Below are 15,830 nucleotides of genomic sequence, written 5' to 3' on the forward strand. Positions count from 1 at the left end.
GTTCCGCACCATGCCATCCGCACCACGGGCCCCCGGCGCGCCGCATCTCGGGGTCGCGCTCGACAGCGCGGGCCGCTACGACGCCGACACCTACGTACGGCTCGCCCGGCTCGCCGAGCGCGGCGGACTCGACTTCGTCACGCTCGGCGACTCCTTCTCCCGGCCGGGCCCCGACGCGCTCGCGGTGCTCGCCCGGGTCGCCCCCGCCACCACCCGGATCGGCCTGGTGCCGACGGTGACCACCACCCACACCGAGCCGTTCCACGTCCAGGCAGCCGTCGCCACCCTGGACTGGGTGAGCCGGGGGCGGGCCGGCTGGCAGGTCGACGTCTCGACGACGGCCGCCGAGGCCCGGCTCTTCGGCCGCCGGCCGGCCGCGCCCGCCGAGGAGGTGTGGCGGGAGGCGGGCGAGGTCGCCGACGTGGCGGGCCGGCTGTGGGACAGCTGGGACGACGACGCGGAGATCCGCGACGAGTCCACCGGCCGCTTCGTCGACCGGGACCGGCTGCACCACGTCGACTTCGAGGGCGCGACCTTCCGGGTGCGCGGGCCCTCGATCGTCCCGCGCCCGCCGCAGGGCCGCCCGGTCGTCGTCGTGGACGCGACCGGGGAGCACGCCCGGGCGGTCGCCGCCCGGCACGCGGACGTGGCCCTCGTCCGGGCCGACGGTCCCGACGGGGCCGGCGCCGTCCGCGCCGAGCTGCGGGACCGGGCGGCCGACGCCGGCCGGGACCCCGACACGCTGCGGGTGCTCGCCGCGGTCACCGTCGACCTCGGCAACGGCGAGCGGACGCACGTCCCCGACCTGGACCCCGTCCACCCCGTCATCGCCTACGAGCGGCGCGGCTCGGCCGTCGTGCCGCGCGCGGGCGGTTCGGGCGCGCCCTACGGCGGCGGACTGCACTACGCCGGCGGACCGGTGGGGCTCGCCGACCTGATCGCCGACTGGCACGGCTCGGGCCGGGTGGACGGCTTCCACCTCACCCCGCTCACCCCCGCCCGCGACCTGGAACGCCTGGTCAACGGCACCGTCACGCTGCTGCGCCACCGCGGGCTCGCCCGCACCTTCTACCCCGGCAGCACCCTGCGCGAGCACCTGGGCCTGGCCCGGCCGGCCGGCCGGTACGCGGGCGCGCGGGTCGCGGGAGGGGCACGATGACGGGCACGGCGGACGGATCGGGCGCGCCGCGCAGGCGCATCCATCTCGCCGCCCACTTCCCCGGTGTCAACAGCACCACCGTCTGGACCGACCCGGACTCCGGCAGCCAGATCGACTTCTCGTCCTTCGAGCACCTGGCGCGGACCGCCGAGCGGGGGCTCTTCGACTTCTTCTTCCTCGCCGAGGGGCTGCGGCTGCGCGAGCACAAGGGCCGCATCCACGACCTCGACGTCGTCGGCCGCCCCGAGTCGATCACCGTCCTGAACGCGCTGGCCGCCGTCACCGACCGGCTCGGGCTCGCCGCGACCGTCAACGCCACCTTCAACGAGCCGTTCGAACTCGCCCGCCGGCTCTCGTCCCTCGACCACCTCAGCGGCGGCCGGGCGGCGTGGAACGTCGTCACCTCGTCCGACGCCTTCACGGGGGAGAACTTCCGGCGCGGCGGCTACCTGGACCGGGCCGACCGCTACACCCGGGCGGCCGAATTCGTCGCCACCGCACGGGAGTTGTGGGACTCCTGGACGCCCGGCGGCGTGCGGCGCCCCTTCGCGCACTCCGGCCGGCACTTCACGATCGACGGCGAGTTCACCCTGCCCCGCTCCCCGCAGGGGCATCCCGTCGTCATCCAGGCGGGCGACTCGGGGGAGGGGCGCGAGTTCGCCGCCTCCGCCGCCGACGTCGTCTTCACCCGGCACGGCACCCTGGAGGCCGGCCAGGCCTTCTCCGCCGACGTCAAGGGCCGACTGGCGGCGTACGGGCGGGCGCCCGGCGACCTGAAGATCATGCCGGGGGTCACCGTCGTCCTCGGCGACACCGCCGCCGACGCCCAGGAGCGCGCCGCCGCCATCCGCCAACAGCAGGTCTCCCCGCAGAACGCGATCCTCGCCGCCGAACAGGTCTGGGGCCGGGACCTGTCGGCGTACGACCCCGACGGGCCGCTGCCGGACGTCGACCCGGTGGTCGACTCCGACCTGGTCCAGGGCCGGGTGCGGATCGGCGACCCGCTCGCGGTGGTCGCGAAGTGGCGGGCGGTCGCCGAGGCCAAGGGGCTCTCGCTGCGGCAGACCGTCGTCGAGACCACCGCCCGGCAGTCGTTCGTCGGCACCCCCGAGGCGGTCGCGGCCGAGATGGACGCCTTCGTCCAGGCGGACGCGGCCGACGGCTTCATCCTCGTCCCGCACCTCACCCCCGGCGGACTCGACGACTTCGTCGACCGGGTGGTGCCGCTGCTCCAGGAGCGCGGTGCCTTCCGCACCGCGTACGAGGGCCGCACCCTCCGCTCCCACCTGGGGCTTCCCGACCCGATATGGAAAAGTTGATCCCATGAGCACGGAACCGAACTCCCCCGGGGACGCCTTCGCCGACCCGGCCCGGCTGTGGAAGCAGTGGCACGAGGCGCGGACCGAGGCCGTCTCCGGCCCCTACGGCCCGCTCGCCCTGACCGGGACCCACTGGATCGACGACGCCGCGGAGGGGCGAATTCCGGCCGTCCCCGGCCGCTGGGCCGTCTCCGCCGACGGCGGCGAGGTGATCCTGACCGCGGGCCCCGAGGACGGACTCGCCCTCGACGGCGCCCCGTTCACCGGTGAGGCGCGGCTGGCCGCGGACTCCGGACCCACCGCGGCCTCGCGTCTCGCGCAGGGCGAGCGGCGGCTGGTGCTGCTGCGCCGCGACGGACTCTGGGCGGTGCGGGTCTGGGACCCCGCCTCCCCGGCCCGGCAGGCCTTCCGCGGCATCGAGACCACCCCCTACGACCCGCGCTGGTCGGTGCCCGGCCGCTTCACCCCGTACGATCCCGCCGCCGCGCGCTCGGTCCGGGTGCCGAACGTGGACGGCGTCGAGCGGGAACTGGGCCTCGGCGGCGAGCTGGCGTTCACGCTGGCCGGAACCGACCACACGCTCCAGGTGACGGTGGAGGCCGACGGCTCGCTGTGGGCCGTCTTCGCCGACGCCACCAGCGGCGCGGACAGCTACCGCTTCCGCTTCCTGCGGCCGGCCGCGCCCGACGCGGACGGGCGGACGACCGTGGACTTCAACCGCACCCTGCTGCCGCCCTGCGCGCTCGCCGACCACTTCCTGTGCCCGTTCCCGCCGCCGGGCAACACCCTGCCGCTCGCGATCGCGGCGGGGGAGCGGAACCCCGTCACCGGCTGACGCGTCCTACCCGCAGGCCCGGCCTACCGCGCGTCGGCCGGGCCTGAGCGCTGCCCGCGGACGGCCGAAAGGCGCCCTTGTGCTCGCCTCCCGACGCACCGAATACTCCGCAGCAGCGTTTGTCAGGGCCACGGCATATCCGCATTCCGGACACCCCACCGTCCGCGCGGTCGTGTCGCCCCCGGCTACGCCTCACGGGCCCACCCCACCCAGACGGGCCCCCTGACTTCCCTCGGGAGGAACGACCAGTGAGGACCAAGCGCACCACCCCCCGCAGCGGCGCGGCGAGACGACTCCGGCTGATCGCCGCGGCGTCCGGAATCGCGGCCGCTGCCGCGCTCGTCACCCCCACCACCGCAGGTGCGGAATCCGTCGGCACCTTCTCCGCGAGCCAGCTCTCGGCCACCGGCGACGCGGTCCTGGAGGCGGACGTCGCCGGCACCGCCTGGCACGTCGACCAGAAGACCAAGCGACTCGTCGTCACCGTCGACTCGACGGTCTCCAAGGCCGAGATCGCGAAGATCAAGGCCGAGGCGGGCAGCACCGCCGGGGCGATCAAGATCGAGCGCACCCCCGGCAAGTTCAGCAAGCTCATCTCCGGCGGCGACGCCATCTACAAGAGCGGCGGACGCTGCTCGCTGGGCTTCAACGTCCGCAGCGGCAGCACCTACTACTTCCTGACCGCCGGCCACTGCACCGACGGCGGCGGCACCTGGTACGCCAACTCCGCCAACACCACGGTGCTCGGCCCGGTCGCCGGGTCCAGCTTCCCGGGCAACGACTACGGCATCGTCCGCTACAGCAACACCTCCATCGCCAAGCCCGGCACCGTCGGCAGCCAGGAGATCAGCAGCGCGGCCAACCCCGCCGTCGGCCAGGCCGTCACCCGCCGCGGCTCCACCACCGGAATCCGCAGCGGAACGGTGACCGGGCTCAACGCCACGGTCAACTACGGCGGCGGCGACGTCGTGTACGGCCTGATCCGGACCAATGTCTGCGCCGAGCCGGGCGACTCCGGCGGGCCGCTGTACAACGGCACCCGGGCCTTCGGCCTCACCTCCGGCGGCAGCGGCAACTGCAGCACCGGCGGCACGACGTTCTTCCAGCCGGTCGTCGAGGCGCTGAACGCCTACGGGGTCAGCATCTACTGACCCCCCGTCGGCCCGGGGACGCCCGGGCCGCCCGTCTCCACCGGCCGGCAGCACCCGAGACCCCGTACGGCACACCGCCGTACGGGGTCTCCCGCGTGCGCCGCAGCGCGCGCCTTCACAGGAACTCCGCGGCTTCACAGAACATCCCGGTACCGCACCGCGCCCCCGCGATACCTCCCCGTACCCGACCTTGTGTGCGAGGAGACGGCCTCGGAATAGTGAACGTCACTCGTCGGCACGGGCGTCGTTCCTCTTCGGCGGCGGCCCTTCGTCCGCACACCTTCCGGCCGGGGCGCAACCCCACTGTCCGCCCCGGCCGTCCCCCCACCGGAGGTTCCGAGTTGAAGCACCGACGCACATCCGGGCGACGGATCGCCGTCACGGGCACGGCGGCCGCCGCGCTGATCGCGGCCGGCGTCACCTTCCAGACCGCGAACGCGGCCGACGCCGACCCGGCGCCCGCCCCCGACACCCTCAGCGCGAAGGCGGCCGGGGAGCTCGCCTCCGAGCTCGGCGCACGGCTCGACGGCGACGCGGCCGGCGCCTACTACGACGCCGACGCGAGGACCCTGGTCGTCAACGTCCTCGACAAGGCGGCGGCCGACACCGTCGCCGCGGCGGGCGGCAGGGCCAGAGTCGTGGAGAACTCGCTCGCCGAGCTCAGGGCGGCGCGCACCACCCTCACCGACCGGGCGTCGATCGGCGGCACGTCCTGGGCCACCGACCCGGTCTCCAACAAGATCGTGGTCACCGCCGACCGCACGGTCGACGGGACGGCGCTCGCGAAGCTCGAGAAGGTCGTCGCCTCGCTCGGGGGCAGGGCCGAACTCAACCGCACCAAGGGCGAGTTCAAGCCCCTGGTGTCCGGCGGCGACGCCATCCACACCGGCGGCGGGCGCTGCTCGCTCGGCTTCAACGTCGTCAAGGACGGCGCACCGCACTTCATCACGGCCGGCCACTGCGGCCAGGCGGGGAGCACCTGGGCGGCGTCCCAGGGCGGCACGCCGGTCGGGACGATGACCGACTCCCGGTTCCCGGGGAGCGACTTCGCACTGGTGAAGTACGACGACGCCGGCGCCTCGGCGCCCAGCGAGGTGAACCTCTACAACGGCTCCGCGCAGAACATCACGGGCGCCGCCGAGGCCACCGTCGGGATGGAGGTGACCCGCAGCGGGTCCACCACCCAGGTGCACGGCGGGACGGTCACCGGCCTCGACGCCACGGTCAACTACGGCGGCGGCGACATCGTCGAGGGGCTCATCCAGACGAACGTCTGCGCCGAGCCCGGCGACAGCGGCGGCTCGCTCTTCTCCGGCAGCTCCGCGGTCGGCCTGACCTCGGGCGGCAGCGGGAACTGCAGCTCGGGCGGGACGACGTTCTTCCAGCCGGTGACGGAGGCGCTGAGCGCGTACGGGGCGACGATCGGGTAGTCCCCCGGATCCGCGAGCGGCGGGGCGGTCCCTACCGGGGGGCCGCCCCGCCGTCCGCACGGGTCGAGCCGCCGTCCGAACGGGCGGCTCCTGCGGCGGGTGCGTCCGAGCCTGCGGCGGGTGCGCCCGAGCCGGTGGCGGGCGTGCGCGCGCCGGACCCCCGCCGGGCCGACATCAGCAGGGTGACCGCGACGCCGGCCACCGCCCAGGCGGCGAGCACCCACAGCGACGTCGCCATGTCGCGGCCGCCGAAGTAGGCGATCGAGCGGGCCGCCCAGGTGCCCGCCCCCGGCTGCAGCCACGGGCCGATCGCCTGCCAGAACGGCGGGAGCATCGCGTGCGGGAACGCGCCGCCGGCGCTCGGGTTCCCGGCGATGACGACGATCAGGACCGCCAGGCCGATCCCGACGATCCCGGTCAGCGCCTGGAGCGCCAGGGTGAGCGCGCCCACCCCGAAGACGATCAGCGCGCCGAGTCCCCAGAGGCCGACCACGCTGCCGGGCAGCGCGCCGAGGACCGGCCCGACGATCACCGCGCCGCCGAGCCCGCCGAGGACCGCGTACAGCGCCATGGTGCCGAGCCGGATCACCGCCCGCTGCCCGTTCGCCGCCCGCGAGCCCGCGCTGATGGCCAGGATCGACGCGCACAGGTAGCCGCCGACGCACCACCCCACGACGAGGTAGAACGCGGAGAGGCCGTCGAAGTCCTGCGGCGAGGCGGGCGCCACGTCGACCGTCCGCACCGTGCGCCCCTGCGCGTCCTCCAGCCGCTCGGTCAGCGTGCCGAGCGTCGTCGCGAGCAGGGTCCCGCCGCCGGAGGCGACGAGGAGGGTGTCCTTCCTGCCGCGCGGGTCGACGACCAGGGCCCCGTCGATGTCCCGGTCCAGGACCTGCTGCCGGGCGGCGGCCTCGTCGGCGACCGCCCGGGGGTCGAGCGGGTCGCCGGGCAGCGCGTCGAGCTGCCGGACCAGTTGCGCGGACTGCTGCTGCGGGGCGACCACCCCGAAGGGGACGTCCTTCGGCTTCGGGTCGTGCAGCGCGCCCACGTAGGACGCGATGAACAGCAGCTGGAGGGCCAGCACGCCGATCACCAGGAACGCGGCACGCGGGGAGACCGCGTTCTTCACCTCGCGCAGGAACGTCATCCCCTCACGCTCCGCGTCCGGCGGCATCGGTGCAGGTGGAGCGGGTCCGAAGGGGTGACCGCACGGCAATCGAACAACTGACCGAAATTGGTCTATGGTGGAAGCGGGGGAGGTGGGACCGGAACTGACCCGAGTGGTCGAAGTGAGCGAGGAGGCGAGCGTGCCGGGCTTCACACATCTGCATGCCGCGTCCGGCTTCTCCCAGCGGTACGGCGCCTCGCACCCCGAGCGGCTGGCCGAGCGGGCCGCCGAGCGGCACCTCGACGCGCTGGCGCTGACCGACCGGGACACCCTCGCGGGCACGGTCAGGTTCGCGAAGGCCTGTGCCCGGGTCGGCGTCCGGCCGGTCTTCGGCGTCGAGCTGGCCGTCGGCGAACCCACCGCGCGGGCAGGGGCCGCCGCCGACGCCGCCCGGCGGCGGACGCCCGTCCGCGGCGGGGTCTTCGTGGACGAGTCCGCGCCCCGGGCCACCTTCCTGGCCAGGGACGGGGCCGCGGGCTGGGCGGAGCTCTGCCGGCTGATCACCGCCGCGCACGCGGTGGAGGGCCCGCCGCTCCTGGAGTGGGCGGAACTCACGGGCGGCCGCACCTCCGCGTCCAGCGGCTTTTTCCGGCCACCGGCCCCGTACGCCGGGACGCCCGGCAACGGCGTCACCGTCCTGCTCGGCCCCGCCTCCGACGTCGGCCGGGCGCTCGCCGCCGGCCGCCCCGACCGGGCCGTGCGGCTGCTCGCCCGCTGGCGCGAGGTCTTCGGCGACGAGGCCCTGCGCCTGGAGGCCGTCTGGCACGGCCGCACCGGCACCGGCCCCGGCTCGCTGCGGCTGGCCGCCAGGACCGTCGGGCTCGCCGCCGACCAGAGGCTGCGGGCCGTCCTCAGCAACGCCGTGCGCTACGCCGACCCGGGGCAGGGCCCCGTCGCCGACGTGCTGGACGCGTCCCGCCGGCTGCTGCCCGTCCGCCCGCCGCTCGACAGCGGCGAGCGCTGGCTCAAGGACACCGCCGCCATGCACCGGGCCGCCGGGACGGTCGCCGAGGCGGCCGGCCTCGGGCAGGGCGCCGCACACCGGCTGCTCGCCATGACCGAGGAGACCGCCGAGTCCTGCCGGGTCGACGCCGAGGACGACCTCGGCATCGGCTCGGTGCGCTTCCCCGAGCCCCGGCTCGTCGGCGCCGAGCTGCGCACCGCCCAGCGGGTGCTCACCTCGCGCGCCGCCGCCGGCATGGTCCGGCTCGGCTACGCCGACCGCCCCGACTACTGGCGGCGGATGCGGCGCGAACTGGACGCCGTCGCCCACCACGGCTTCGCCAGCTACTTCCTGACGGTCGCCCAGGTCGTCGACGACGTCCGCGACCTCGGCGTACGGGTCACCGCCCGGGGCTCGGGCGCGGGCTCGCTCGTCAACCACCTGCTCGGCATCGCGGCCGCCGACCCGGTCGAACACGGACTGCTGATGGAGCGGTTCCTCTCCGAGCGGCGCTCGGTGCTGCCCGACATCGACGTGGACGTCGAGTCCGCCCGGCGGCACGACGTCTACCGGGCGATCATCGCCCGGTTCGGCGAGGAGCGGGTGGCGACCGTCGCCATGCCCGAGACCTACCGGGTCCGGCACGCGCTGCGGGACGTGGGCGCGGCGCTGTCCGTCGACCCGGCCGCGACCGACCGGCTCGCCAAGTCCTTCCCGCACATCAGGGCCCGTGACGCCCGTACCGCGCTCGCCGAGCTGCCCGAGCTGAAGGGGGTCGACCCCGAGCGGTACGGCGCCCGGTTCTGGGACCTCGTCGAGGCCCTGGACGGCCTGCCGCGCGGCACGGCCATGCACCCGTGCGGGGTGCTGCTCTCGGACGCCTCCCTGTGGCAGCGCACACCCGTGGTGACCAGCAGTGGAGAGGGGTTCCCGATGGCGCAGTTCGACAAGGAGGACGTGGAGGACCTCGGCCTGCTCAAGCTGGACGTCCTCGGCGTGCGGATGCAGTCCTCGATGGCGCACGCCGTCGCCGAGATCGGCCGGGCGACGGGCGAGGAGATCGACCTCGACGCAGTGCCCACGGACGACGAGGCGACCTACCGCCTCATCCGCACCTCCGAGACGCTCGGCTGCTTCCAGATCGAGTCGCCCGGCCAGCGCGACCTGATCGGCCGGCTCCAGCCGGAGCGGTTCGACGACCTCGTCGTCGACATCTCGCTCTTCCGGCCCGGCCCGGTCGCGGCCGACATGGTCCGCCCGTTCATCGAGGCCCGGCACGGGCGGGCGCCCGTGCGCTACCCGCACCCCGACCTGGAGCGGCCGCTGCGGGAGACCTACGGCGTGGTCGTCTTCCACGAGCAGGTCATCGAGATCGTCGACATCATGACCGGCTGCGGCCGGGCCGAGGCCGACCGGGTGCGGCGCGGGCTCTCCGACCCGAAGTGGCAGGGCCGGATCAAGGCCTGGTTCGCGGAGCAGGCGCGCGGGCGGGGGTACGCGGAGGACGTGGTGCGGCGCACCTGGGAGATCGTCGAGGCCTTCGGGGCGTACGGCTTCTGCAAGGCGCACGCGGTGGCGTTCGCGGTGCCCACCTACCAGTCGGCGTGGCTGAAGACGCACCACCCGGCGGCGTTCTACGCCGGCCTGCTCACCCACGACCCGGGCATGTACCCCAAGCGGCTGCTGCTCGCGGACGCCCGGCGGCGGGGGGTGCCGGTGCTGCCGGTGGACGTGAACCGGTCGGCGGCCGCCCACCGTATCGAACTGGTGTCCGAAGGTGCGGGCGGTTCGGGCGGTTCCGGCCGTCCCGGCGCGTCCGGTCCGGGGGCGCGCTGGGGGCTGCGGCTCGCGCTCGCCGACGTGCACGGCATCAGCGAGGCCGTCGTCGGGCGGATCGAGGCGGGGCAGCCGTACTCCTCGCTGCTCGACTTCTGGGAGCGGGCCCGGCCCGGGAAGCCGGTCGCCCAGCGGCTCGCGCAGGTCGGCGCGCTCGACGCGTTCGGCGCGAACCGCCGCGACCTGCTGCTGCACGTCTCCGAACTGCACGCCGCCGGGCGGCGGACGAGCGGCGGGGGCGGCCAACTGCCGCTCGGCGAGCAGCGGTCGGCCCCGCTCGGCCTGCCCGACCTCGACGACGCGGAACGGCTCAGCGCCGAGCTGGCCGTCCTCGGCATGGACACCTCCCGGCACCTGATGAGCGACCACCACGCCTTCCTGAAGGAGCTCGGGGTGGTCTCCGCGCGGGAGCTGCGCGAGGCCGAGCACGGCAGCACGGTCCTGGTCGCCGGGGCCAAGGCGGCCACCCAGACCCCGCCGATCCGCTCCGGCCGCCGGGTCGTCTTCACCACCCTCGACGACGGCACCGGCCTGGTCGACCTGGCCTTCTTCGACGACAGCCACGCGGCCTGCGCGCACACCGTCTTCCACTCCTGGCTGCTCCTGGTCAGCGGCACGGTCCAGCGCCGGGGGCCCCGCAGCCTGTCGGTGGTGGGCGAACGGGCCTGGAACCTGGCGGAGTTGGCGGAGCTGCGGGCGGAGGGCGGGCTCGAGGAGGTGAGCCGGCGGCTGAAGGAGCCGGCGCCGGGGAGCGGGCCGGAGGCCGGGGTCGACGCCGACGCCGGGGACGGCCCGGGGGCGGACGCGGATGAAAGCCCTGGTGAGGGTGGACCGGCCGACGGACAGGCCGCCGACGGGGAGGGGGCGTCCGACGGGAGGCCCGGGTCCGCCGGGAAGGGCGCACCCGCCATGGAACCCGGCGCCCCACCGCACCCGGACGCCGCGGCCGGCCGCCGGATCCGGATGAGCACCGGCTTCGAGATGCACCCCTGGGCCGACCTCAAGCCCGCCGGGGACGGTGCCGGCGGACCCCCGCGCAAGCTCTGGCACTCCAGCCCGGGGAGCGCGGGATGATCCTCTGCCTGCGCTTCCACCTCCCCCCGTCGCGCACCTCCGCCCTGCCCGAACTCGTCGCCCTGCTCGGCCGGTTCACCCCGCTCGTCGAGGCACTGCCGCCCGACGGGGCGCTCGCCGACATCGGCGGCGCACTGCGCTACTTCGACCGGGACGCGGCCGGGCTCGCGGCGATGATCCGGGTCCGGGCGATCGCCCTGCACGGCGTGGACTGCACCATCGGCGCCGGGCCGAACCCGATGCTGGCCACCATGGCCGCCCGGGAGGCCCGGCCCGGCGAGCCGAGGGTCGTCGACGACCCGGCCGGCTTCCTCGACCTGCGGCCCGTCGTCGCGCTGCCCGGTGTCGGCACGGCCACCGCCCGCGCGCTGTGCGACTACGGGCTCGACTCGATCGGCCGGGTCGCCGCCGCGCCGCTGCCGCTGCTCCAGCGCCTGGTGGGGGTGCGGACCGGGCGCGAGCTGCACGAGAAGGCGCACGGCACCGACCGCAGCGCGGTGGTGCCGGGGGCGGCGACCCGCTCGATCGCGGGGGAGGTCCCCTTCGTGCGGGACGAGGTGGACCCGGCGCACCGGCGGCGGGCGCTCCTCGCGCTCGCCGAGGACCTCGGCGGCCGGCTGCGCGCCGGGCGGCAGGTCGGCCGGACGCTGGTGCTCACCGTCCGGTACGCGGACCGCACCACCACCGTCCGCAGCCGGACCCTGCCCGAGCCCACCGCGCACTCGCTCGACCTGCGCGACCTCGCCTACCGGATGCACGACGCGCTCGGCCTCCAGCGGGCCCGGGTGCGGGCCCTCGCGCTGCGGATCGAGGGGATCGGGCCCGCGGAGGAGGCCGCCCGGCAGCTGACCTTCGACCCGCAGGACGACAAGGCGCGCCGGATCGAGGCGGTCGCGGACCGGGCCCGGGCCCGGTTCGGCCCCTCGGCCGTCGTGCCGGGGACGCTGTCCGACGCGGCCTGAGGTCGAGGGCCCGACCCCGCCTGAGGCCGAGGGCCGGCCGGGGAGCGGCTCGCGCGTGGCTCCCCGGCCGGCGGTCGCTCGCCGACCGGCATCCCCGCTCGCCGTCAGCCGGCGCGGCGGCCGGTCGCGGCCTTGCGGCGGAGGGCGGCGAAGAACAGGCCGGAGCCGACGGCGACGGCGGCCGCGCCGCCGGCGGCGATCATCGGGGTGGCGCCGTCACCGCCGGTCGCGGCGAGGTTCTCGGTGCCGGGGAGGGGCGAGGCGGAGCCGTTCGGGGCGGTGGCGTCGGCGTCGTCGGTGGCCGCCGGAGCCTTCGAGGTCGCGGGAGCCTCCGAGGATTCCGGGGCCTCCGGGGCGGCGCTCGCCTCCGAGCCGGCAGCCGGCTTCGTGGCGGTCGGGGACGCGTGGTCGTCGCCGTGCCCGTCCCCGTGGCCGCCGGTCCCGAGCGTCGGGCCCGGGTGGTCGACCGTCGACTCGTCCGCGCCGTCGGCGATCTGCTCGTCGGTGGGCTCCTCGGCCACCGGGGCCCGGCTCGCGCCACCGCCCCCGCCGTTCGCGCCGCCGAAGGCGACGTCCGAGCAGGAGTAGAACGCCTCCGGGCTGTCCGAGCGCTGCCAGATGCCGTACACCAGGTGCTTGCCCGAGCGCTCGGGGAGGTTCCCGGAGAACGTGTAGTAGCCGCCGGACGCGGCCGGGTCGGTCTTCGTCGCGACCGGGTTCGCCAGGTCCAGGTCGGACCACTTCAGCGGCTTCGCCGGGTCGTAGCCGGGCTTGGTGAGGTAGAGCGTGAAGGTGCCCTTGTGCGGGGCGGTCACCCGGTACCTGAAGGTGTACGCGCCCGCCTCCACCGTCGTCGACGGCCAGTCGGCGCGGGCCAGGTCCATGCCCTTGAAGGCCGGGTCGCCGGCGCTGCACAGCTCGCCGTCGGCTATCCGGGCCTGGTGGCGGCCGGCGGCGTCGCCGATGCGGATGCCGTTCCAGTCGTACAGCGCCTGGGTGCCGCCCGCCGCGACGGCGGCCTTGCACGCGGCCGAGTCCGGCGACTCCGGCCCCTCGGCGTAACAGGCCGCGACCCGGCTGACGGGGTCGCCCAGCGTGCCGTGCGCGGCGGCCGGCGCCGCGGTCAGCGCGCCCAGCGCGAGCGGTACGGCACCGGTGGCTGCGACGGTCACGAGCGTGCGGCGAGAGGTCATGGCGGGGGTCTCCTCGGGGTGGGGTGACCAGCAACGTAGCCCCCGCGATCCCCGCGATCCGCCGCTGAGGACGGGCAGCGGTGATCCTTATGACCGCGTTAAGGCGCGCATCGGAACCGATTAAGCCCGCGGCCCGCCGCCCGTCCGCGAGACACCCCGCGCCGCGCGGCCGGCGTCCGGGCGGCGGTCACGGCGGCCGGGCGCGGGACGCGCCGTCGCCCCGGACGACGACGCCCGCCCCGTCGGACGCAGGGCGCCCCCGGCCTTCGCACCATGAAGGCCGGGGGCGCGGATCGGCCGGGCGGGTCAGGGCCGCCGGGCGGAGCCGGTCCGTCGCGCGGTGGCGCGCCGGGGACGGTCGGACGCCGTCACGCGTCGGGCCACCACGTCCTGTGGATGTCCTTGCGGATCTCGGGGCGCTCGCGCGTCTCGGGAGCCGCGCCGGAATCCTGTTGGTCCCGGCGGCCGCCGGTCTTCCGTACGGCCTTCACCACCCGCTGCTGTCGCATGGGGTCTTCCATGCCCTCCCCGCGACCCGCTGACACCCGCCCGCCCGAACGTCTCAACAGGGAAGACGCTTCTCCTGTGCGCCACACACGCCGTTCATCCGCTCGTCGTATGACCGGGGTCACGGGCCCGCGACCTCCCTCCATTGTGCAACTAGTTGCACAATGGAGGGGACGACCCCGCGCGAGGAGGCGCCCCCATGACCGCGTACCCCCACCTGTTCCGCCCGCTGGACCTCGGCTTCACGACCCTGCCCAACCGGGTCCTGATGGGGTCGATGCACGTCGGCCTGGAGGAGGCCCCGAACGGGTTCGAGCGGATGGCCGCCTTCTACGCCGAGCGCGCCCGCGGCGGCGCCGGGCTCATCGTCACCGGCGGCATCGCGCCCAACGAGCGCGGCCGCCCCTCCCCGCACGGCGCCAAGCTCACCACCGAGGCCGAGGCGGCCGAGCACCGCACCGTCACCGACGCCGTGCACGCGGCCGGCGGCCGGATCGCCCTGCAGATCCTGCACTTCGGCCGGTACGCGAGCCACCCCGACCTCGTCGCCCCGAGCGCGATCCGCGCCCCCATCAGCCCGCTCGTCCCGCACGAACTCACCGACGCCGAGGTCGAGGAGACCATCGAGGACTTCGTGCGGACGGCCGAACTGGCCCGGTCCGCGGGCTACGACGGCGTCGAGATCATGGGCTCCGAGGGCTACCTGATCAACGAGTTCATCGTCTCCGCCACCAACCGGCGCACCGACCGCTGGGGCGGCTCCTACGAGAACCGCATGCGCTTCCCCGTCGAGATCGTCCGCCGGGTCCGCGAGCGGGTGGGGCCCGACTTCATCATCGTCTACCGGCTCTCCATGCTCGACCTCGTCCCCGAGGGCTCCACCCTCCCCGAGGTGATCCAGCTCGCGCAGGCGGTCGAGGCCGCCGGCGCGACGATCCTCAACACCGGCATCGGCTGGCACGAGGCCCGGATCCCCACCATCGCCACCTCCGTCCCGCGCGGCGCCTGGTCGTGGGTGACGAAGAAGGTGATGGGTGCGGTCTCCATCCCGCTGATCACCAGCAACCGCGTCAACACCCCGGAAAAGGCCGAGGAGCTGCTCGCCGACGGTCGTGCGGACATGGTGTCCATGGCCCGCCCGTTCCTCGCCGACCCCGACTTCGTCGCCAAGGCCCGGGCCGGCCGCCCGGAGGCCATCAACACCTGCATCGGCTGCAACCAGGCCTGCCTCGACCACACCTTCAGCGGCAAGATCACCTCCTGCCTGGTCAACCCGCGCGCCTGCCACGAGACCGAGCTCGTCCTCGCCCCCACCCGGCTGCGCAAGCGCCTCGCCGTCGTCGGCGCCGGGCCGGCCGGCCTCGCCTTCGCCGTCTCCGCCGCCGAGCGCGGCCACACCGACATCACCCTCTTCGACGCGGCCGACGCCATCGGCGGCCAGCTGAACATCGCCCGCCGCATCCCCGGCAAGGAGGAGTTCGACGAGACGATCCGCTACTTCCGCCACCAGCTCGACGCGTACGGCGTCGACGTGCGGCTCGGCGTCACCGTCACCCCCGAACTCCTCGACGGCTACGACGAGATCGTCGTCGCCACCGGCGTCAGCCCCCGCACCCCCGCCATCCCCGGCGTCGACCACCGGAGCGTCGTCAGCTACCTCGACGTGGTCCGGCACGGCGCGCCCGTCGGCGAGCGGGTCGCGATCGTCGGCGCGGGCGGCATCGGCTTCGACGTCGCGGAGTTCCTCACCGACGGCGGCGAGCGGGCCTCCCTCGACCCCGAGGCGTTCTTCCGCCTCTGGGGCGTCGACACCGAGCACCGCACCCCCGGCGGCCTCACCCGCCCCGAGCGACCCGCCCCGCCGCGCACCGTCCACCTCCTCCAGCGCAAGGCCACCAAGGTCGGCGCGGGGCTGGGGAAGACGACCGGCTGGATCCACCGCACCGAGCTCAAGCACCGGGGCGTGGCGATGGTCGCCGGCGTGACCTACGACCGGATCGACGACCAGGGGCTGCACATCACCGTCGACGGCGAGAAGCGGCTCCTGGAGGTCGACACCGTCGTGCTCTGCGCCGGCCAGGACCCCCGCCGCGACCTGTACGAGCAGCTGCTCGCCGCCGGGCGGACCGTGCACCTCATCGGCGGCGCGGACGTGGCCGCGGAGCTGGACGCCAAGCGGGCGATCCTGCAGGGGACGGAGCTGGCGGCGAAGGTCTGAGCGGGCTCCGGGGGCCCGGCCCGCACGCGGGCCCGGCC

11 protein-coding genes are annotated in these 15,830 nt (G+C 75.4%); 8 read left to right on the forward strand and 3 right to left on the reverse strand.

Annotated features, from left to right (window positions below; all coding sequences use genetic code 11):
* The first annotated feature begins 10 nt into the window (after positions 1-10).
* The 5 genes from ACFWEG_RS18285 to ACFWEG_RS18305 all read left to right on the forward strand — a co-directional run bounded on the left by ACFWEG_RS18285 (position 11) and on the right by ACFWEG_RS18305 (position 5,894).
* Positions 11-1,159 carry an LLM class flavin-dependent oxidoreductase gene (locus tag ACFWEG_RS18285; protein WP_387216198.1) on the forward strand — a complete coding sequence of 383 codons (1,149 nt, stop codon included), beginning with the start codon at positions 11-13 and terminating at the stop codon, positions 1,157-1,159.
* A complete protein-coding gene (locus ACFWEG_RS18290; protein ID WP_387216200.1) occupies positions 1,156-2,478 on the forward strand; it encodes an NtaA/DmoA family FMN-dependent monooxygenase in 1,323 nt (440 codons plus the stop codon). Before ACFWEG_RS18285 ends, ACFWEG_RS18290 begins: the two co-directional genes overlap by 4 nt.
* 4 nt (positions 2,479-2,482) lie before the next feature.
* Positions 2,483-3,313, forward strand: a complete 831-nt coding sequence (locus tag ACFWEG_RS18295; protein ID WP_387216202.1) for a DUF1684 domain-containing protein — start codon at positions 2,483-2,485, stop codon at positions 3,311-3,313.
* Between the two features lie 248 nt (positions 3,314-3,561).
* Positions 3,562-4,464 carry a S1 family peptidase gene (locus tag ACFWEG_RS18300; RefSeq protein WP_387216204.1) on the forward strand — a complete coding sequence of 301 codons (903 nt, stop codon included), beginning with the start codon at positions 3,562-3,564 and terminating at the stop codon, positions 4,462-4,464.
* Between the two features lie 341 nt (positions 4,465-4,805).
* The gene (locus ACFWEG_RS18305) at positions 4,806-5,894 is read left to right on the forward strand and encodes a S1 family peptidase (protein WP_387216206.1); all 1,089 of its coding nucleotides are present in this window, start codon (positions 4,806-4,808) and stop codon (positions 5,892-5,894) included.
* A gap of 31 nt (positions 5,895-5,925) precedes the next feature.
* On the opposite strand, the gene ACFWEG_RS18310 is transcribed toward ACFWEG_RS18305, so the two are convergent.
* Positions 5,926-7,038 (reverse strand): ABC transporter permease, encoded by a 1,113-nt coding sequence (locus ACFWEG_RS18310; RefSeq protein WP_387216208.1) that lies wholly within the window; start codon positions 7,036-7,038, stop codon positions 5,926-5,928.
* Between the two features lie 160 nt (positions 7,039-7,198).
* On the opposite strand from ACFWEG_RS18310, the gene dnaE reads away from it, so the two are divergent.
* Together dnaE and ACFWEG_RS18320 are read left to right on the forward strand one after the other, a co-directional pair.
* On the forward strand, positions 7,199-10,912 hold the full coding sequence (gene dnaE, locus ACFWEG_RS18315; RefSeq protein ID WP_387216210.1) for a DNA polymerase III subunit alpha: 3,714 nt from the start codon (positions 7,199-7,201) through the stop codon (positions 10,910-10,912).
* The gene (locus ACFWEG_RS18320) at positions 10,909-11,874 is read left to right on the forward strand and encodes a hypothetical protein (protein ID WP_387216212.1); all 966 of its coding nucleotides are present in this window, start codon (positions 10,909-10,911) and stop codon (positions 11,872-11,874) included. Before dnaE ends, ACFWEG_RS18320 begins: the two co-directional genes overlap by 4 nt.
* A gap of 104 nt (positions 11,875-11,978) precedes the next feature.
* Here ACFWEG_RS18320 and ACFWEG_RS18325 read toward each other — a convergent pair whose 3' ends face one another.
* Together ACFWEG_RS18325 and ACFWEG_RS18330 are read right to left on the reverse strand one after the other, a co-directional pair.
* On the reverse strand, positions 11,979-13,067 hold the full coding sequence (locus ACFWEG_RS18325) for a lytic polysaccharide monooxygenase (protein WP_387216214.1): 1,089 nt from the start codon (positions 13,065-13,067) through the stop codon (positions 11,979-11,981).
* A gap of 368 nt (positions 13,068-13,435) precedes the next feature.
* The gene (locus tag ACFWEG_RS18330; protein WP_387216216.1) at positions 13,436-13,576 is read right to left on the reverse strand and encodes a hypothetical protein; all 141 of its coding nucleotides are present in this window, start codon (positions 13,574-13,576) and stop codon (positions 13,436-13,438) included.
* 197 nt (positions 13,577-13,773) lie between these two features.
* Between ACFWEG_RS18330 and ACFWEG_RS18335 the strand changes: the two genes are divergently transcribed.
* Positions 13,774-15,792: an FAD-dependent oxidoreductase gene (locus tag ACFWEG_RS18335; RefSeq protein ID WP_387216218.1), complete on the forward strand. Its 2,019-nt coding sequence runs from the start codon at positions 13,774-13,776 to the stop codon at positions 15,790-15,792.
* Positions 15,793-15,830: the final 38 nt, after the last annotated feature.

The organism is Streptomyces sp. NPDC060194, assembly GCF_042728285.1.
Lineage (GTDB): Bacteria > Actinomycetota > Actinomycetes > Streptomycetales > Streptomycetaceae > Streptomyces.

Excerpts from the sequence above, each read along its gene's own strand:
- ACFWEG_RS18285 (WP_387216198.1), top strand. The coding sequence starts at position 11 with ATGCCATCCGCACCACGGGCCCCCGGCGCGCCGCATCTCGGGGTCGCG.
- ACFWEG_RS18290 (WP_387216200.1), top strand. The coding sequence starts at position 1,156 with ATGACGGGCACGGCGGACGGATCGGGCGCGCCGCGCAGGCGCATCCAT.
- ACFWEG_RS18295 (WP_387216202.1), top strand. The coding sequence starts at position 2,483 with ATGAGCACGGAACCGAACTCCCCCGGGGACGCCTTCGCCGACCCGGCC.
- ACFWEG_RS18310 (WP_387216208.1), bottom strand. The coding sequence starts at position 7,038 with ATGACGTTCCTGCGCGAGGTGAAGAACGCGGTCTCCCCGCGTGCCGCG.
- ACFWEG_RS18320 (WP_387216212.1), top strand. The coding sequence starts at position 10,909 with ATGATCCTCTGCCTGCGCTTCCACCTCCCCCCGTCGCGCACCTCCGCC.
- ACFWEG_RS18325 (WP_387216214.1), bottom strand. The coding sequence starts at position 13,067 with ATGACCTCTCGCCGCACGCTCGTGACCGTCGCAGCCACCGGTGCCGTA.
- ACFWEG_RS18330 (WP_387216216.1), bottom strand. The coding sequence starts at position 13,576 with ATGCGACAGCAGCGGGTGGTGAAGGCCGTACGGAAGACCGGCGGCCGC.
- ACFWEG_RS18335 (WP_387216218.1), top strand. The coding sequence starts at position 13,774 with ATGACCGCGTACCCCCACCTGTTCCGCCCGCTGGACCTCGGCTTCACG.